The organism is Bradyrhizobium sp. USDA 376 (genome assembly GCF_054063675.1).
In genome coordinates, this window is the sequence record NZ_JBSSGN010000001.1 from 1288427 (window position 1) to 1306789 (window position 18363).

At 63.8% G+C, this 18363-nt stretch carries 19 protein-coding genes and 1 tRNA gene; 10 read left to right on the plus strand and 10 right to left on the minus strand.

Annotation, left to right across the window (positions count from 1 at the left end; genetic code table 11):
* Positions 1–396, plus strand: a complete 396-nt coding sequence (locus tag ACVJ19_RS05895) for a GFA family protein (RefSeq protein WP_453949844.1) — start codon at positions 1–3, stop codon at positions 394–396.
* A gap of 3 nt (positions 397–399) precedes the next feature.
* Here the strand turns inward: ACVJ19_RS05895 and ACVJ19_RS05900 are convergent, their stop codons facing one another.
* The 3 genes from ACVJ19_RS05900 to ACVJ19_RS05910 form a co-directional block, all read right to left on the minus strand.
* Positions 400–1269 carry an urea carboxylase-associated family protein gene (locus ACVJ19_RS05900; RefSeq protein ID WP_453949843.1) on the minus strand — a complete coding sequence of 290 codons (870 nt, stop codon included), beginning with the start codon at positions 1267–1269 and terminating at the stop codon, positions 400–402.
* A gap of 76 nt (positions 1270–1345) precedes the next feature.
* Positions 1346–2275 carry a CobW family GTP-binding protein gene (locus tag ACVJ19_RS05905; RefSeq protein ID WP_453949842.1) on the minus strand — a complete coding sequence of 310 codons (930 nt, stop codon included), beginning with the start codon at positions 2273–2275 and terminating at the stop codon, positions 1346–1348.
* Positions 2276–2278: 3 nt separating this feature from the next.
* A complete protein-coding gene (locus ACVJ19_RS05910) occupies positions 2279–3769 on the minus strand; it encodes an amidohydrolase family protein (protein ID WP_453949841.1) in 1491 nt (496 codons plus the stop codon).
* 937 nt (positions 3770–4706) lie between these two features.
* Between ACVJ19_RS05910 and ACVJ19_RS05915 the strand changes: the two genes are divergently transcribed.
* From ACVJ19_RS05915 to ACVJ19_RS05930, 4 genes are all read left to right on the plus strand, one after another.
* Positions 4707–5069, plus strand: a complete 363-nt coding sequence (locus ACVJ19_RS05915; RefSeq protein ID WP_453949840.1) for a type II toxin-antitoxin system TacA family antitoxin — start codon at positions 4707–4709, stop codon at positions 5067–5069.
* Positions 5070–5072: 3 nt separating this feature from the next.
* Positions 5073–5570: a GNAT family N-acetyltransferase gene (locus ACVJ19_RS05920; RefSeq protein WP_453949839.1), complete on the plus strand. Its 498-nt coding sequence runs from the start codon at positions 5073–5075 to the stop codon at positions 5568–5570.
* A 56-nt stretch (positions 5571–5626) separates the two neighbouring features.
* On the plus strand, positions 5627–6199 hold the full coding sequence (locus ACVJ19_RS05925) for an SEC-C metal-binding domain-containing protein (protein ID WP_453949838.1): 573 nt from the start codon (positions 5627–5629) through the stop codon (positions 6197–6199).
* A gap of 272 nt (positions 6200–6471) precedes the next feature.
* Positions 6472–7497, plus strand: a complete 1026-nt coding sequence (locus ACVJ19_RS05930; RefSeq protein ID WP_453949837.1) for an alpha/beta hydrolase — start codon at positions 6472–6474, stop codon at positions 7495–7497.
* 99 nt (positions 7498–7596) lie between these two features.
* Here ACVJ19_RS05930 and ACVJ19_RS05935 read toward each other — a convergent pair whose 3' ends face one another.
* Entirely contained in the window at positions 7597–10380 is a 2784-nt protein-coding gene (locus tag ACVJ19_RS05935; RefSeq protein WP_453949836.1) for a UPF0182 family membrane protein, read from the minus strand.
* Positions 10381–10576: 196 nt separating this feature from the next.
* Here ACVJ19_RS05935 and ACVJ19_RS05940 point away from each other — a divergent pair, with 196 nt between their 5' ends.
* Entirely contained in the window at positions 10577–11047 is a 471-nt protein-coding gene (locus ACVJ19_RS05940; RefSeq protein ID WP_453949835.1) for an aminoacyl-tRNA deacylase, read from the plus strand.
* Positions 11048–11228: 181 nt separating this feature from the next.
* On the plus strand, positions 11229–11648 hold the full coding sequence (locus ACVJ19_RS05945) for a CBS domain-containing protein (protein WP_453949834.1): 420 nt from the start codon (positions 11229–11231) through the stop codon (positions 11646–11648).
* Between the two features lie 207 nt (positions 11649–11855).
* Here ACVJ19_RS05945 and ACVJ19_RS05950 read toward each other — a convergent pair.
* Both ACVJ19_RS05950 and ACVJ19_RS05955 read right to left on the minus strand, forming a co-directional pair.
* Positions 11856–11930, minus strand: a tRNA-Glu gene (locus ACVJ19_RS05950).
* Positions 11931–12172: 242 nt separating this feature from the next.
* A complete protein-coding gene (locus ACVJ19_RS05955) occupies positions 12173–12517 on the minus strand; it encodes a hypothetical protein (RefSeq protein ID WP_453949833.1) in 345 nt (114 codons plus the stop codon).
* Between ACVJ19_RS05955 and ACVJ19_RS05960 the strand changes: the two genes are divergently transcribed.
* On the plus strand, positions 12516–13523 hold the full coding sequence (locus ACVJ19_RS05960) for an RluA family pseudouridine synthase (RefSeq protein ID WP_453949832.1): 1008 nt from the start codon (positions 12516–12518) through the stop codon (positions 13521–13523). The genes ACVJ19_RS05955 and ACVJ19_RS05960 overlap by 2 nt on opposite strands.
* Positions 13524–13740: 217 nt before the next feature.
* Complete coding sequence (gene rpoH / locus ACVJ19_RS05965) at positions 13741–14640, plus strand: RNA polymerase sigma factor RpoH (RefSeq protein WP_018643767.1); 900 nt, start codon at positions 13741–13743, stop codon at positions 14638–14640.
* 170 nt (positions 14641–14810) lie between these two features.
* Here the strand turns inward: rpoH and ACVJ19_RS05970 are convergent, their stop codons facing one another.
* The 4 genes from ACVJ19_RS05970 to tnpA are packed head-to-tail and all read right to left on the minus strand — an operon-like array spanning position 14811 to position 17834.
* Complete coding sequence (locus ACVJ19_RS05970; protein ID WP_063712394.1) at positions 14811–15461, minus strand: UPF0149 family protein; 651 nt, start codon at positions 15459–15461, stop codon at positions 14811–14813.
* Complete coding sequence (gene tnpC / locus ACVJ19_RS05975) at positions 15458–17008, minus strand: IS66 family transposase (RefSeq protein WP_035681142.1); 1551 nt, start codon at positions 17006–17008, stop codon at positions 15458–15460. Before tnpC ends, ACVJ19_RS05970 begins: the two co-directional genes overlap by 4 nt.
* Before the next feature lie 50 nt (positions 17009–17058).
* Positions 17059–17415: an IS66 family insertion sequence element accessory protein TnpB gene (gene tnpB / locus ACVJ19_RS05980; protein WP_018273742.1), complete on the minus strand. Its 357-nt coding sequence runs from the start codon at positions 17413–17415 to the stop codon at positions 17059–17061.
* On the minus strand, positions 17412–17834 hold the full coding sequence (tnpA, locus tag ACVJ19_RS05985; RefSeq protein ID WP_424578819.1) for an IS66-like element accessory protein TnpA: 423 nt from the start codon (positions 17832–17834) through the stop codon (positions 17412–17414). The genes tnpB and tnpA overlap by 4 nt, the downstream gene beginning before the upstream one ends.
* 337 nt (positions 17835–18171) lie before the next feature.
* Between tnpA and ACVJ19_RS05990 the strand changes: the two genes are divergently transcribed.
* Positions 18172–18333, plus strand: a complete 162-nt coding sequence (locus tag ACVJ19_RS05990) for a hypothetical protein (protein WP_453949831.1) — start codon at positions 18172–18174, stop codon at positions 18331–18333.
* Positions 18334–18363 lie beyond the last annotated feature (30 nt).

The window sequence follows — 18363 nt, forward strand, 5'->3', positions numbered from 1 at the left end:
ATGGCCGCATTCCGGGGAAGCTGCCTGTGCGGCGAGGTCGCGTTCGAGGTGGAGGGACCGTTCGATCGTTTCCTCAACTGCCATTGCTCGCGCTGCCGCAAGGCGACCGGGACCGCGCATGCCTGCGAGGTGATCGTGAAGGCAGAGGCTCTGCGCTGGCTGCGCGGGGAAACGTCCGTCACGCGCTTCGATCTGCCCAATGCGCGAAGCTTTGCGACCGCGTTCTGCAAGACTTGCGGCAGCCCGATGCCGCATTTGACCCGCAGCCGACGCGAGGCGATCATCCATGCCGGCGCGTTCGACGAGCCGCTGGGTGCGACGCCGGATCGGCATGTGCAGTGGACGTCCCGCGCGGCGTGGTATGTGCACGGCGACGGATTGCCGGTCGAGGACTGAGATTCAGCTTCCCGCATGCGCACCGTGGTGACGGTGATAAGCACTCGGCGAGGGCCAGGTCCAGCCCTTCAATGTCGTCCGATCCGGCTCGAAGATTTCGATCTTGAGCGGATGGCACGCCGCGGCATCGCTGGAATGGGTTGCGCTGCAGTCTCCACCGGGACAGGCCGACAATGCTCCGAGCAGGTCGATCTCCGCGAAAAACTCGATGAAGTCGCCGGGGCGGACCGGACTTGCCTTCATGAAATACTGGTGCGTGTCCTTGGTGAAGCCGGTGCACATGAAGACGTTGAGCACGTCGTGGACATGATGCTCCACCGCATTCGGCTCCATCTTCAGTTCGGTCGCCAGCGCACGCGACAGGTTGGAGTGACAGCAAAAATCGTAAGCCGTGCCGTTCAGCAGGAGATTTGTATAGGGATCGCAGCGCGTGCCGATCACATCGTGAATGCCGGCGCCGTCCGCGTCGAAGCCGTACCAGCCGAGCGTATCGTGACTGATGGTCGCCATCGGCCGAAGATAGGGCATGTTGCTCCAGAGCCGGTCACCGATGCCGACATGCGTGCCATGGAGCGCCCGCGTCTTGCCGCTGAAGAAGCGCTCGGAGAGATCGTCCGCGTTCCAGAGATTGAGGTCGCCGACCTGAGGGCCTTCGATGCTGACGATGCGGAAGAACTGGCCGCGCGCCACGCGAAAGGCACGGGCATCGCGTGGCGGCACGATAAGCTCGTGCGTCTTGACCGCCGCACGGCGGGCTGCTTCGAGCGTGGCCATATCCGGCCCCGGCATCGTCCCGGCCGGATAGACGATGGCCGGCCTGGCAGCGCGGCGCGAGGCGGCATCAGCGGGAGCGGGTGGGATATTTGGAAGCATTGTTCAGTCTCGGATCGACTCGGCAAGAGGAAAGGCGGTGGCTGACGGCGGAAGAGGTTGACCCTACCGCCTCGCCTCAACCGCCGGCAACGCACGCTTCCATGATCCCGTCGAGCTCGGCCTGCGAAAGCACCCCGAGCTCGGCGATGAAGACGATGCGTGCCCGCGGCACGTCTGCCGGCGGCGCCTCGCCCGGTGCGAGCGTCGCGCGGCCGCCGGCGAACTGGAACACCATCTGGCGTCCGGGCTGCTCGATGGTCTCGAACAGGCCTTTGGCGCGGGCGAGCTTTGGTGCGAGCCGGCCGATGGCCTGCTGCAGGCGCGGCAGCGAGATCGGCCGGTCCGAGGTCCAGCTCAGCGTCTCGAAGCGTTCCTCTGCCGGCCGTTTCGGTCCCGGCTCGCGCGGCGCAGGCGCGCGGTCGACGTTCGCGGGAAACAGCAGCGCGGACGGAAGCTCGCCGTGCTTCGCCTCGACCACCACTGCGGGGACGCGCAGCGCGCGGACGGCTTCGCGCATCCGTGTAGCTGCGCCCTCCTCCGCCAGATCGAGCTTGCTCAGCGCCACGATATCAGCGACGCGCAATTGCGACCGCAGCAGCGCGTCATCCAGGGCCGATGGCGGTGTCGCAGCATCGATCACGCAGAGTACCGTTTCCAGCGGCGCCTCGCGCAGGATCACCGGGTCCATCAGATTGCGCACGATGTCGGCGGGATCGGCGACGCCGCTGGTCTCGATGACGATGTATTCGGGCCTGGGATCACGCCGCAGCAGTGTGGAGAGCGTGCGAAGGAGATCGCCTTCGAGCGAGCAGCAGATGCAGCCATTGGCAAGGCTGACCACGCCGTCGCTCGCGCCCGCGATCAGCTCCGCATCGATGTTGATGGCGCCGAAATCGTTGACCACGGCGGCGATGCGCCGCCCGTCCGCATGCGCCAGCAGATGGTTCACGACCGTGGTCTTGCCGGCCCCGAGGAAACCCGTCACCAGGAGCACCGGGACCGGCATGGCTCAGCTCTCCACGACGGGGCGGCGCACGGGTTTTCCCGGCCGCGCGGCCACATCCATGATGCCGTCGCTGATCAGCGGCTGACCGCTGACGATCAGATGCCGCACGCCGTCCGACGGACGGTTCATCGCCGTGAAGGTCGCACGGTCCGACAGCTTCTCGTAATCGAACACGACGATGTCGGCATCCGCATCCTTGGCGAGCCTGCCCTTGGCGCGCATCGCAGGCGTGCTCTGCGACAGGATCTCTGCGGGGATCAGCGCGCATTTGCGCACGCCTTCCAGCAGCGACACCGCCTTGCGCTCGCGCACCCATTCACGGATGAACTTCGTGAAGCAGCCGGCCGAGCGCGGATGCGAGGTGGCGTCATCCGGCAGCGGCCAGGCGTCGCCGGTGTAGGTGGTGCCGTCGGACAGCGTCCACGGCATCGCATCGGAGGCAATCGCGCCGCCGGGATAGAGCACCGACAGGTCGAGCAGGTCGCGGTGATGCGCATTGTTCTCGGTGTCGAGGATGTGCCAGAGCACCAACGAGGACGGCTCCTCGGCCTGCGCCTTGAGCAGCTCCTCGCGGTCGTGGAAACGGTAGCCGTCGGTCACGCGCTGCACGGAGTCATAGCCGGTGCCGTTGCGCTCGACGAATTTTGGATCGCTGAAGAACGCGGCGGCCAGCACGGTCGAGCCGGTGCCGTAAGGATAGGCCTCGACCGTGATCGGCAGGCCCTGCGCCTGCGCCTTCTCGACCAGCACGCGGCAGCGCGCGATGTCGGTCTTGCTCGACGAGTTGAAATGGCAGATGTGCATATGCGCGCCGGTGGCGCCGGCATAGCCGATCAGGCGGATATAGGCTTCCACGGCGCTCTCGGGGTCGATGCGCGACATGAAGGCGACGTGGGTGAAGGTCGGCACGTCCTTGGCCGCAGCGAGCTGGCACACTGCGGTCAGTTCCTGCACGCCGGCGCCCGGCGCATAGGCATTCAAAATGCCGATGCCGATGCCGCCTTCGTTGAGGCCGCGAGCGAGGCGCTCGAGGATGCCGGCGACTTCCGCATCGGTTGCGACGTTGTCCATCCAGCGGCGATCGCGCATCGCGTTGCCGAACGCCTCCAGCGAGCTCTCCGCATTGGAGCCCGTCATCGCGCCGATGCGTGCAAAGGCCCAGTTGGTAGCGGCGCCGTAGTTCAGCACGCGGCCCTTCCGCGCCTGGCGCTCATACCAGGACCCGACCGGCAGCACGCCGGCCTCGAGGTCCAGCGTCGTCGTGACGCCGTCAAACGCCTGCATGCGGTCGGCCGGGATCGACTGGCCGTGGGCGTGCAGGTCGATGAAGCCCGGCGCGACCACAAGCCCGGTGGCGTCGATCACCCGCTCGGCGCCGCCAAGCGAGGAGCCGACGGCTGCGATCTTGCCGTCCACCACCGCCACATCACCGATGGCATCCATCCCGCTCGCGGGATCCACCACCCGGCCGCCGCTGATCACCAATCCGCTCATCTCGTCACTCCGAAAAGCTATTGCCAACACCTCCAAAGGCCCGGCAGCAGCTCCGGAGGCACGTCGGCGCGCATAGTGCAGATTTTGGGGAGAACGACCACCACCACTGATGCCGACGCAGCATGCTTGCCAGTGAGGCCGGTGAACGCATGGCGTGTATCTGGACTTGATCGCAACTACGCAACTGCGTCAATTCGCCGGTCCAATCGACATACGCTCGCATCCTCGCGGCAGGATTTGCCCGAGCTATGCTCCGCTTCACACCCTCTCTTGAGAAAGGGCGTAGGGAAGACCGGGCGCCAGCTGGCACCATAAGACCCCTGCGCTGAACGAATGCACACGCAACGCACAGGGGAGACACAGGGCAGCCGAAACCAGGCCTTCCCTGCGCGATGGTCGGACGGCTTATGCCGTGCTCTCCCGGGAGCCGAGTTCCTTCTGGCCTCCCTCGCCTTCGCGGAATTCACCGGCATCGCGCCGGTTGACGCGACTGCCGCCTCCGCAAGAGCTTGACCGTAGCAACGACGGCCAGGACCACACGGTTTCGCCGTACGCGGACACTCCCGCTTCGCCAAGCGGCTTCGCAGGACATGCCTGCTTCGCCAGAAGCATCACGGGTCTTGAGCGCCGTCCGTCTTCGCGGTCCGCACCGTGCTCACGAGGTTCATCTCGCCCTGCACGCGCAAGTCCGCCTTTAACGCCGCCCGCATCCACCGCAATCCCTGCCCGCGCTCGAAACGACGTACGACCGCCCCTTTGGTGGGCTGGGATGGGCGAGACGTACGACAAATCCGAATTTCGGTAAAGTGGAATATTTTTGAAGGGTGGGGTTGACTGCGATTTGGGTTGTTTTGCCCGACGGCACGATTATCTCCAGATCAAATTGTATTGCAAAACGCGCTACAAGCCCATATATTGGTTGCTGTGGAGGTTCACCATGCCGCGAAGCGCTGAACGCAAGGAGCATCCGCTCTCGATGCGGCTGCCGGAAACCGACATTGCCATCATCGACCGAGCGGCGGCGCTGCGCGGTCGCTCACGCACGGACTTCGTGCGTGACGCGGCAGTGCGTGCGGCTGAGGACGTGCTGATGGAGACGGCGCCCATTCGCATGAGTCCGTCCGGCTTCAAGGCGTTCATGGCGACGCTGTCCGGACCGGCTGCCCCGGTGCCGGAAATCGTCGAACTCTTCCAGCGTGCAGCGCCATGGGAGAGCAAGGCGTCTTCAAGCGAAGTGGACGCCGGCTCGCGTAAACAAGACGTGTCAAACCGAGACATCCGCCCGAGCAAGAGGCGCTGAGACTTGGCGATCTCCGCCCCTGAACCACTGACGCCAGCGCACCATCTCGACGAGTTCTCTTGCGGCAAGCCATCGCTAGACCGATGGCTGAAGACGCGAGCGCTGTCCAACCAAGAGAAGGGCTTTACCGCCGTCATGGTGGTTCACGAGATGAACCGGGTGGTCGGCTATTATGGTCTCGCGCCGACGGCAATTATCCCCTCGTCTCTGCCGCGGTCCATACGGACCGGGCAGCCGCCTGACCCTGTGCCCTGTCTGCTGCTGGGACAGCTCGCGACCGATGAGAATTGGATCGGCCAAGGAATCGGTACCGGCCTGGTCAAGCATGCGCTCCAGCGCTGCGTCACGGCCGCAGGCCTGATCGGAGGACGCGCGCTGATCGTCAATGCGGTCGATGCCGAAGCTGCTGCGTTCTGGAAGCGGCGAGGATTCCTTCCGTCAAAGGACGATCCGTTCGTTCTCTTCAGATCGATCGCCGACATTGCGGCATCGCTTCGCTAGACCAAGCTGCTTTGGTGTATTGTGACTCCAATCGAATTCTGTCGCTGGTGCTCGCAATGGTAAATTCGCACAAGGTGGGACGAAACGACCCCTGCCCCTGCGGCAGTGGCAAGAAGTTCAAGAAGTGTTGCCTCGAGTCGCAAAGGCTGGACGAGCCGTCATCCGGTTTGCCCAAAATTATCCGGACACCGGACGTTGCCCGGTCGGCGCTTCAGGACGAAGAAGCGACCCTGGCGTACGATCCATTGATAGAGCCAGACCCGGACCTGTGGGTTGCGCTGGACGAGGAGGAACGGATCGATCTCGTGATGGCGTACCATCGGCGCGCCGGAATCCGCCTTCCGCGGGAGAAAGTGCACGCTGTCATTCATGTGATCGTCGAGAGCCAAATTGCCGATCCCAAGCTGCCGGTGCGAAGCACGGCGCAACGGCTGATGTCCGAAGGACTCGATCGTCACGAAGCCATCCATGCGATCGGCTCGGTGCTTGCAGGACACATGAACGAGCTAATGCGCGAGACCAAATCAGGCGATGACAACGTCGATGCGAAGCCCAATCAGGACCCGAATGAGGCTTATTTCGCCCAGCTGGAACTGATGACGGCGGACGAATGGCGTCGGTCGGGCTGAGCGGCGTGCCCACGCTCGATATCGACCTCCTCGAGGCCCTGAGCTCGCCCCCAGGCAACCGTCTTGCCTTCGCGACATGAGCTACAGAGAAGGCATTGCGCGATTGGTACGCGCTCCATTCGATTGAAATCATCGACTGATCTGGCGTTTTTTTCGGACGCCATGTCCATGCAACCGAACCGCGAAGCTGCTCTGCCGTCTTCTCGCCCGCATTGTCATTCAGGGAGCTAGGCGGGGCGGCGTTACGGTGGGCAAGTTCCCTGGAGTTCCGTGTGATCGTCCGACGTCTCCTGCAACACAACTCCCGTCATTCTGTTTCGCGCCGCGCGCTCCTCGGCGGATTTGTGTCGGCAGGGAGTGCCCTCGCGCTCGGCGGATGCGCCGGCCTGGGTGCGACCGGCGCGCGCTTCGACGCGTCGTCCCTCTCCGCCGACCCCACGTTGCTTGTCACCACCACGCGCAAGCCCGTCAACGGCGGCCGCACGAAACCCTGGTTTGGGCCGGAGCGCGCGACGAGCATGACGGTCGCGCGGGCCAGGCTGGTGGCCCCGGACGAGAGCCGTCTTTCTCTCGCTTCGGTTGGACTCGGCGACTGGCGTCTTGATCGGATCGAACCGGTCTCGGCCGAGGCCGGCGACCTTGCTGCGCAGGCCGGCGGAGGAGACGTGCTGATCTACGTGCACGGCTTCAAGCAGACATTCGAGACGGCGGTGCTGGATGCCGCCCATCTCTCCGACGGGATCAAGTTCCGCGGCCGGACCATGGCATTCTCCTGGCCCTCCAAGGCAGGATTGTTCGACTATGCCTATGACCGCGACAGCGCGATGTGGTCTCGCGACGATTTCGAGCGCGTGCTCTCTGCGCTCGTGTCGGCGCCAGGCGGCGGCCGCGTGCACATCGTTGCGCACAGCATGGGAACCATGCTGACCCTCGAAAGCCTGCGTCAGCTCTACGCGCGATACGGTGACACCGTTACGAGCAAGATCGGCGCGGTCGTGTTTGCCGCGCCCGATATCGACATGGACGTGTTCTCATCGGCAATCCAGCGCATCGGTCCGCTCGCTGGCAAGATCACCGTGATCGCCGCGACGAACGATCGTGCACTCGCGCTGTCGGGCCAAATCGCAGGCGGAATGACGAGGGTCGGCGCCGCCGAGAAGGCCGCCATCACGCGGCTCGGTGTGCGCGTGCTCGATGCCTCCCAGGAAGGCTGGGGCATCATCAATCACGATCTGTTTCTGTCGAATGCGGAAGTGCAGCGGGTGATCCGCCGCTCGATCGACGGCACGACCGCATGAGAGAGCGCCCTGCGCCAAGCCATGCAGAAGCGCCTGCGCAATCGTGACGTCGTGTTTCGTGCGGATCGGAGGCCGCGCCAGACTTGAGGAGCCGGCGCGCTAATGGCCGGTGGAGCGCCGGTTCATCTCCTCCAAAAGCTCTCGCATTGCGTCGAACTGCGTGCCAAAACCCTTCCAGTCGCCGGATTTCAATCGCTCCACCGCCTGATTGTAACGATCGAGCGCCTCCCGTGCCTGACTCTCCGACGGGCGTGTGACAGGCATTTCCTCCTTCGTGCTCGGGACCGGCCGCACCGCGCCAGGCTCGGTGAACAGGGCTGACAAGGCCTCGTCGAGCGTCTCCTTCATCACCACGTGTTCACCGTAGGCTGCGATCACGCGTTTCAGCTCCGGCAGGTGTCCGTGCTCCGCTCGCAAATAGAGTGGCGTGACATAGAGGATCGAGTTCTCAATCGGGATCACAAGCAGGTTCGCACCGCGAATCACCCGCGAGCCCATTTGATTCCAGAGCGTGATCTGTTGCGATATCTCGGTGCTCTGATTGATCCGCGCCTCGATCTGGAACGGCCCGTAGACGAGCTTCTCCTTGGGAAACTCGTAGACAATCAGCTTGCCGTAGTCGGGCTCGTCGCAGCGTGCGGCCAGCCACGCGATCATGTTGTCGCGGCGGCTGGGCACCATGGGAAGCATGAGGAAGAACTCGGCCTGCGGCTCACCAGGCAGCCGCATGATGATGTAATATGGGGCCATCGTTGCAACGCCGCCGCCGCCCGGCTGGCGCGGAAACTGCCAGAGATCCTCGCGGTTATAGAAAACGTCGGCGGCCTCCATGTGATAGCTCTGATAGAGCTGCGCCTGAATCAGGAACAGGTCCTCCGGATAGCGAATGTGCCTCTGCAGATCGGCCGGCATGACCGAGAATGGCTTGAACAAGTCCGGAAAGATCCGCCGCCAGGTCGCGGCGATGGGATCGCCGGTGTCCATCAGATAGAAGTCGACGGTTCCGTTATAGGCATCGACGGTGACCTTCACCGAATTGCGGATGTAGTTGAGATCCTGGTCTTGCGCCGGCTGCGCGGAGGGGAAGTAGGAACTCACCGTGTAGGCGTCCTGCATCCAGAACATCCGCCCGTTGCTGATGACCAGATATGGATCGTGATCGAGCCTGAGGAACGGAGCGATCGTTTGCACCCTTTCCCCGATATTGCGGCGGATCATGATCCGGCTGTCGGCCGTGACGTAGCTTGAGAGCAGCAGGTTCGGGTCGTTGAAGTAGTAAGCGAACAGGCCTCTCCACACCATCGCTCCTATCGGAACGCCGCCGGTACCGTCATAGGCCGCGTAAACATTGTCCTTTCCCTTCGGATAGTCGAACTCCGGCGTGCTCCCCTTGACGATGACGTAGTCGTCGCTTCGTTCGCCGTAGTAGATGCGCGGCTCGTGGATCTTGGGGCCTCCATCCGCAACCGGAGGGATATCCCGCAAATAGAGTAGCGGCAGTCCCTCGGTGCTCTTGCGCGTGACCGGGCTCATCACCGCGCCATTGCCGTGAGTGAACAGCACGTGGCGGTTGACCCATGTCTGGGCATTCGGCGGCAGCAGAGAGGCCCCCAGTTCGCGGGCCGAGATCATGACGCTTTGGTAGGCGCCATCGAGCCAATAGCGATCAACGTCTAGGTGATGGAATTTGTAGTAGGTGCGGATCTCCTGGAGTTGCGCGTAGGTGTCCGACAAGGGCTGCCAGTCCCACAGCCTGACATTGTCGATTGTCGCCTTGTTGGCGTCGAGCGTCTTGAAGCTAAGCTTCTGTTCGGCAGCAAACGGCTTGGCTGCGATCCGATCGAGATTGTATGCCTGCCGGGTGAGCGCAATGTTGCGTTCGATATAGGGCCTTTCCAGCTCCAATTCGCTTGGCTTGACGAAGAACTGCCGGAACAGCACGGGAACCACGCCGGACAGCACGAAAGACCCGATCACGACAAGCAGGAACGCGGCGGCAGGAAGCCGGTAGGTGCGCACCCGCAGGTTTGCCCACGCGGCGAGAGCCGCGATGACCGAAAGTCCGATCATCAGCCACAAGGCCGGCAGCCCCACGTGGACATCGGTGTAACTTGCACCGACGACCACGCCGTTATCGCCGTAGAGCAGCAGATAGCGATCGAGAAAATAGGACCAGGCCTTCACCGCAAAGAGCAGACCGAGCAGCGCCGAGACGTGGGCAATCACCGTCGGCGACATTGATCGGCGATGAATGTCGTATTCGATATCGCCGTGCACCCAGTAGATCGCTGCAACGAAAAACGCGCTCAGAACGAGCGCCAGCATCATCCAGTTCTTGATGAGGATATAGGCGGGCAGTGAAAAGAGATAGAACCCGATGTCCTTGTTGTAGAGCGGATCGTCTGCGCCGTATGGCAGCTGATAGACAAACCGCAGGAAGACGCCCCAGTTGCCGACTTCGGCCGATGCGACAAGCACAGCGAGCAAAGCTGCGCCCCCTGCGATCAACCGGGGCCACGGCAACCGGTCGCGCACAAGGACAAGCAGATCCGGCGGCGCGTTGCCCGCGGCGCTCCACACCGAAGCGGCGACTAGCTGTGTCGACCGCCGCCGGGCAAAGCGCAGTGCGAGCCATCCGTTCAACCAAAGGATGACGGCGGTTCCCGTCCAGACCGCAAGAAAGACGACGGCTTTGGCGCCGATTGTCGTCCAAAACACCTGCAGATAGCCGATCGAGGAAAACCACAGCCAGTCGACCAGGAAGTCGCTCGCGAGCCAGAGCGGGATCAGGCAAATCCCAACGACAGCGGCCGCGACAATGAGCCCGACCACGGCACTCTGCCTTGGTACCTTCCGTTCGGGTCCGGTGATCCCGATCGTCATGGCTTGATCATAGCGGAAATGAGGGACGCCCGCCCCTCGATTTCGCAGTCGGGCGGCGCTCGCCAACTCTACCGCCGACAGCACTCGTATCCCGACGATCCCGGGTCTATAATCGGGTAGCCGTCCATCCTATGCCGATGGTCTGCAGGGAAGACCTCACGGTGGATGGTTTCCGTTCAGCATCGGAGGTGATGTCATGGCCATTGCTCCCACGCTCCAGAAATACCTAGCCGCCGAGAACATCCAGTACGAGGTGATCCCGCACGAACTCAGCATGACGTCCGCTCGAACGGCCGAGGCATGCCATATCTCGGGCGACCGCCTCGCCAAGGGCATCGTGTTGCGGCGCGACGGCGGATACATGCTGGCCATCTTGCCCGCATCGCATCACCTCCGCCTGTCGGACCTGAGGACAAGCCTCGGCGACAATGTCCACATGGCCGATGAAACCGAGATCAATCGGCTGTTCAGCGACTGTGCACACGGTGCAGTTCCTGCCGTCGGCAAATGCTACGGATTGGATATCATCGTCGACGACAGCATCGAGGCGCAGCCGGACATCTATATGGAAGCCGGCGATCATGAGACGCTGCTTCATATGGGACACACGCAGTTTGCGCGCCTGACGGCCAACGCACCGCACGGGCGCTTCAGCGCGCATGACTGAGGATTTTTACACCGCCCATTGCCCTTGCGGTCCTGGGCGGGAACTCTGGCCGCGAGGTCGCCGTCATACTGGTCAGCAGGGTGGCGGCGAGAGCGTCTGAGCTTGTCTGGTCGGAGTTCGGAAGATGGGGGTGCCGCTGCATTGCATCAACGCACTTGAAACCCACGAACGGAGGCGCGCCATGAAAGTCAAAGACGTGATGCACAAGGGTGTCGACTGGGTCAGCCCCGACACCCCAATCACCGAGCTTGCCAAACTGATGCGGGCGCATGACATCGGCTGCATTCCGATTGGCGAGGATGACAAGCTGGTCGGAATGGTGACCGACCGCGATATCGTCTGCAAAGGACTCGCGAGCCACAGCTTCGATGCCGGCCGCGCGAAGGCGCGCGACGTGATGACCGAGGGCATCCATTGCTGCCGCGAGGACGATGACCTCGCCAAGGCGATGCATCATATGGAGAAGCTGCAGGTCCGCAGGCTGCCGGTGATCAACAAGAGCAAGCGGATGGTCGGCATCATCAGCCTGGGTGACGTCAGCCATTCCGCGTCGGGTGACATGCTCACCGAGACCGTCAGGAGCGTTTCGGCGCATCACTGAACTTGCGGCCAGGGAAGTACGGCCAGGCTCCTCTCGCGATCGCCGCTCGAACAGGCGTTGAGGGGAGCCCGAGCCATGCGCTCGTCATGCAACCATCGCGCGGCGCAGACGCGACGGCGGCGCGCAACCTATTGCCGGGCGGCGGCGCAGGGCCGGACGGGGACGCCGTCGTATGGCGTCGCAGAATGCCGAGGAATATCGCGGATTTGGCGCTCCCTAGGGGAATCGAACCCCTGTTTCAGCCTTGAGAGGGCCGCGTCCTAACCGCTAGACGAAGGGAGCGTGAGGGACAGGACATAGCCGCGAATTTTGCCGACGGCAAGCCTCGATCGGGGGTTTCTCTCCGCCGTCGTCCTGGCCTAGTGCGCAATTGCGCACGGGAGCCAGGACCCATTGCCCCAAGACGCAATTCAACACGCAATTGTTTCGCGCAGAGTTAACTCCGAGTCCCCGTAATCATACCCGCCTGTGGCTATGGGTCCTGGCCTTCGCCAGGACGACGAGGGGCAGCTATCCGGGCCGCCTCACGGCTCATTGGCAAATTTCAGCTTTCCGGCCGGCCTCAAGGTGTGGACATCAAAAGTGCGGATCTCGGTGACGCCGCCGACATCGAGGGTGATCACCAGGCGGTCGCCGGCAACCCCGGTCGCGACGATCCTGGCGCCCTTGGGCAGGGTGGCGGTGACGTCGCCGGCCGCTTCGACCGCCCTTCCCTCCGACTTGAAAAGGCGGTAGCCCACCGCGATCAGAACGGCGCAGATCGCCAGCGCCGTGGTCAACCCCGCGATCAGCATCATCCGCCGCACCCGCGCGAACAGCGCGGCCTGCTCGGGGGTCGGTTCGGGAACAGCGGTATCAGACGTCGTCATGGAAAGTCTTGGCTCTGCGCAAAGGTTGGAAGTCGTGGTCGCCGGCGATGAGGGCTCGCCCCGGCTCGACCGCGTGCTGGCGGCGCACCTCACCGAGCTGTCGCGATCGCGGCTGAAAGCCCTGATTTTGGCGGGCGCAGTACACCTGAAGGCCACCGCAATCCGCGACCCCGCTTATCACGTCGCATCCGGCGATACGATCATAATCGACGTGCCTGAGGCCGCGCCCGCCGAGCCGAAAGGCGAGGATATCGCCCTCGATATCGTGTTCGAGGACGACGACATCATCGTCATCAACAAGCCCAAGGGCCTGGTCGTCCACCCCGCGGCCGGCCACGAGACCGGCACGCTGGTCAACGCCCTGATCGCCCATTGCGGCGCCTCGCTATCGGGCATCGGCGGGGTCCGCCGGCCCGGCATCGTGCACCGGCTGGACAAGGACACCACAGGGCTGATGGTGGTCGCCAAGAACGACCTCGCCCATGCCTCGCTGTCCACGCAATTCGCCGATCACGGCCGCACCGGCGAGATGCGGCGCGGCTACATGGCCTTTGCCTGGGGCGTGCCGAACCGGCACCGCGGCACCGTCGATGCGCCGATCGACCGCCATCCGCACGCGCGGGAGAAGATGGCAGTGCGCCAGGGCGGCCGCGAGGCGGTGACCCATTGGGAGATCCTGGAGAGTTTTGCCGGACGCGACGGCAAGCCGGTGGCCGCCCTGCTGTCCTGCGAGCTCGAGACCGGCCGCACCCACCAGATCCGCGTTCACCTCGCCCATATCGGCCACCCCCTGATGGGCGATGCCGTCTATGGCCCGCATTTCAAGACCAAGGCGAACCAGCTCGGGGCGGAATCGCAGGGAGCCTTGACCGCGCTTGGGCGGCAGGCCCTGCATGCCTATCTGCTGGTACTGGAGCACCCGAGAACGGGAGAATTACTCCACTGGGAGGCGCCTCTGCCGGAGGATTTGCTTCTCCTGGAGAGTGCGCTCAAAGCGGCGCTATGACGCAGGCCGGTTAAGAAAGACGTTACATTACAAAAAGTTATAGCTGCCACACGGGGACGTGACGTCAGCAATCCTTCCCTTTTCGACCCCCCATGGGGTATATTGCGCTTGCGTTGGAAATGACCAGCGCGGAACATCGCAGCCCGGCCGGCTTTGACACAGCGGTCGTCTGCCTGGCCCGCCGCTATCGGGGGCCTGAACCTTTGGAGGGCGCACTATGGCCCGTACCGCTGCTTTGCCGGTCCTCAATGGAGAATCCGGCCTTTCTCGCTACCTCGCCGAGATCCGCAAATTCCCGATGCTGGAACCCCAGCAGGAATACATGCTCGCCAAGCGTTGGCGCGAGCATGACGATCGCGACGCGGCGCACCAACTCGTCACCAGCCATCTCCGCCTCGTGGCCAAGATCGCCATGGGCTATCGCGGCTACGGCCTGCCGATCTCCGAGGTTGTCTCGGAAGGCAATGTCGGCCTCATGCAGGCGGTGAAGCGTTTCGAACCCGAGAAGGGGTTCCGTCTCGCCACCTACGCCATGTGGTGGATCAAGGCGTCGATTCAAGAGTACATCCTGCGTTCCTGGTCGCTCGTGAAGATGGGCACCACCGCGAACCAGAAGAAGCTGTTCTTCAACCTGCGCAAGGCGAAGAGCAAGATCAACGCGCTGGACGAGGGCGATCTCCGCCCCGACCAGGTCGCGACCATTGCCAAGCGCCTCGGCGTGACGGACCAGGACGTGATCGACATGAACCGCCGCCTCGGTGGCGACGCGTCGCTCAATGCCCCGATCCGCGACGACGGCGAAGCCGGCGAATGGCAGGACTGGCTGGTCGACAACACGCCCAACCAGGAAGCCCTGATGGCGGAGCACGAGGAGTACGATCACCGCCGTGACGCCCTGAACGGCGCCATGGGCGTGCTCAACCCGCGCGAACGCCGCATCTTCGAGGCCCGCCGCCTCGCCGATGAGCCGATGACGCTGGAAGACCTTGCCGCCGAGTTCGGCGTGTCGCGCGAGCGCGTCCGCCAGATCGAGGTCCGCGCCTTCGAGAAGGTGCAGTCCGCGGTCAAGGGCACGATCGCAAGGCAGGAACAGGCCGCGCTGGAAGCCGCGCATTAAGCGCAAGGCTTGCGCGATAAGAGATTGGCGGATCGAAAGAGACAGAAAGCCGGCGGCAACGCCGGCTTTTTTGTTGGGTGAGCTGCTGCATGTCCGCAAAGCTGCCGGGGGGCAGCTTGAACGTAAACGGTACGAGAGGCCCACGGAGCCACGGACTTGGTGCGGACGGCCTACGCACCGCGCTTGAAGCGTATAGGCATCCAGAACTGCCGGAGGGCCTCGACGGTTGCTGGAATGTTGCGCCAGGCGTTTTGGATGATGGGCTGCGTTCCCAGCGTGCGCCGGGCCGGGGGTAGCAAGGGTCGACCGGCGTCGTCGATGCAATGGACCAAGATCGGCCGCAGCATAAGGTGTTCGGTTCCATTCGGGGGGAGAAGCCGCGACCAGACGAGAAGCCGAAGCTTCATGACGGCGTAGAAGCCCATGCACCAGGGCTGCGGGTCGACTTCGCCGTCCGGTGATCGCACGAACAGCGGCTCGAAGCTCTCCGGTCTCGTCGACAGCGTCTCGCTGATAGCGTTGTGGCGCATCAGCGTGGCGGCGATTGCCGAGAACTCCTCGGTGTCGTGATTGAAGGCGTCGGGATCTACGCCGAGGAGCGGGCACACCCATTCCTCGGACGCCATCGAGACCGGCCCGGCGACGACCGCGGCCACCGCGCCATCGAGCATGGAGAGCGACGTCGCCCGCGGATGCCGAAGCGTCGGCGACCTGGCGCGCTTGCTGATCCATTGCCCGAGCCGTTCGAACGACATGGCATAGTCCGCCATCGTCGTCTTGCGTGCTTTTCGCGTTCCCCGCCCTTGCTTCGGCTTCGTCATGCCACGGCCCGCTTTTCGGCTTCGCGTGCGGCCTTCCAGTTCCAGGCCAGAAGTTCGTGAAGCTGGTTGGTCTTCGTGGCGCCGCTCACCATGCGATCGAGAACGTCGACGAGATACGCCTCGGGGTCGAGGCCATTCAATTTCGCTGTGTTAAGAAGCGAAGCGAGTATCGCCCAGGTCTCGCCCCCGCCTTCGTCACCACTGAACAACGAGTTCTTTTTTCCGATCGCAATTGGCCTGATCGATCGTTCGACCGTGTTGGTGTCCGGCTCGAGCCGCCCGTCATCCAGGAACGTCGTCAGGCCCTGCCAGCGTTCGAGCATGTAGTCGATCGCCTTGATGAGCGTCGAGCGGCGGGAGATCCCGTCCTTCACCGCGATCAGACGGGCCCTCAACGCCTCCATCAGCGGCTTCGTCTCGGCCTGTCGCGTCGCGCGGCGTTCCCCAGCATCGAGACCGCGGATCCTCTCCTCGATCGCGTAGACGGCCGCAATGCGCTCGATGACCTCCGCGGCGAAGGGTGAGTTCGTCGTCTTGTGCACCCTCACGAAGTTGCGGCGCGCGTGAACGAGACAATACGCCAGCTGGATCTGGCCCGACATCATCGCATCGCCCGCCAGCGAGGCGTAGGCGGCATAGCCGTCGACTTGCAGCACGCCTTCGAAGCCGGCTAACTGCGCCACGATCTCCTTTTTGCCGCGACCACCTGCGAACACGTAGGCGACCGCCGGCGGCGCCGGCCCCTTCCACGCCCGATCGTCCGTCGCGTGCGCCCAGAACTGGCAGATCCTCGTGCGGCCGCGTCCCGGATCGAGCACTGGCATCGGCGTCTCGTCGCAGAACAGCCGCTCGAAGCCGTGCATAGTCTTCAGTTGCAGATCGTAGAGGCCCCTGACCAGCCACGCCGCGCTCCCCATCCAGCGCGCCAGCGTCTGACGGTCGACGACGACACCCTGACCCGCCAGGATCTGCGTCTGGCGATAGAGCGTCGATTGCCAGGCATATTTGGCCGCGGCGATATGCGCGATCAGCGCCGTCGTTGCCATGCCGCCCTCGACGAGCCGCGCCGGTGCCGGGGCCTGGACAATCGGGCCCTCACAGGAGCGGCAGGCGTATTTTGGACGGATCGTGCGGAGCACGCGCAGCCACGCGGGAACCCGATCGAGCGCTTCGCTGCTCTCCTCGCCGATCCGATGCATCTGACCCGTGCAGCACGGGCACAGCGTGGACGCCGGCTCGATCACCCGCTCGACCCGAGGCAGATGCGCCGGCAGCGCGCCGATGTTGCGCTTCGCTTTGCGCCGCTCCGGCCGCGGCGCGTCCGGTTTGTCGTCATTGGCCGGGAGCTGTGAGCCGGCGGTCCGTTCCAGATCAAACGCGATCTGTTCGGCGCAGACGATCGCCGCGCGCTCCGATCGTGCGCCGAAGATCAGGCTCTTCAACGTGGCGATCTCTGCGCGCAGATCATCGTTCTCGCCTTCGAAAGCCAGCACCATCTCGGCAAGAGCCGCAGGGTCAGAGGGGAGATCTTCGGGGCGAAGCGCCATATCGCAGAGCTACACGAACGCACTCGCAATCGCCAGCAAAACAAGACGCTTCAGGCAACCTTCGTCGGCCGCTTCGTCACCTTCGGGACCACACGCGACCACTCCGCAAGACCTTCAATCAGCATCGCCAGTTGCGCCCCCGTCACCGGCATCGTACCCTCGCGAACAGGTGGCCAGGCAAAGCCCCCATTCTCCAGCCACTTCGTCGCTAGAACCATTCCCGAGCCGTCAAAAACCAGTAGCTTCAAACGATCCGATCGCTTCGATCGGAAGACATAAACGTCACCGCTGTAGGGCTTGCCGCCTAATCCCTCCGCTACCAGCGCGACAAGGCCATGAACGCCTTTACGAAAGTCAATCGGCTGCGTCGCGACGAACACACGGACCATTGGACCGAAAGAGATCATCGCGTCGATCTCACCGCCGCCAGCACGCGCTCCAGCGTCGCGGCGTCGACGCCGACGGGCACGCGCACCGTCGCGCCCGCGATCATCACCTCGATCCGCTCGGCCGGATCCGTCAGAACATGCGCCTTATCGATCGCGTTCGGCTGCGCCTCGACGGCGGCCTGGAGCCTGACTTGCACGAACTGCGGCGCTTCGCTCGACGCGAGCCGCGCCTGGCGCCGCCACACACTGAGCAGTCCCCGGTTCACCCCGTTGCGTCGAGCCACCTCGGAAATGCTCGTCTCCGGATCGGCACTCTCGGCCACGATCCGCGCCTTCTCCGCATCGCTCCAACTGCGCCGTCGCCTCTCCCCTGTGATCACCTCGATCCGCTGATAGGAGGCGGCATCATGCCCGTCTTGATGTCTGTCTTGATGCATGGAACGAGCGTCCCTCGCGTTGTCAAATCCACGCGCGAGTCTCGCTCATCCCGTCCACCTAAACGAGGTGGGGTCGTCGTACCGCTATCGCTTGAACGCCTGTGACGGGTCGCCCGACACACTCTTGTCGGGCCACATCCAGAGAACGGATCCGCGCCGTGTCGATCATCCTGCAATCCACTGTCGGCGGCTTCGAAGCCGAGTTCATGCGCAAGCTGCCGCAGGTCGAGCAGGCGATGCGCGAGCACGGGCTCGAGCCGTCCGAGTTCGTGATCTCCAAGGATTATGCGTCGACCGCGACAGTGCCGTCGTCGGACCGTTCTTCTACGATTACAGCGTGTTCTTCGGCGACGAGAAATTCACCGTCACCGAGCCGAACGACATGGTGTTCCTGGATTACTTCTTCAAGCGCGTGCTCGCTGCCGACGGGCCACCGGAAGTGCCGCAGCGGCCGGGACTGATCCGGCGGCTGTTCGGCTGGATGGCGCAGCCCGTTTAGTCGCTAAGGGAGCTTCTTCGCCTCTCCCCG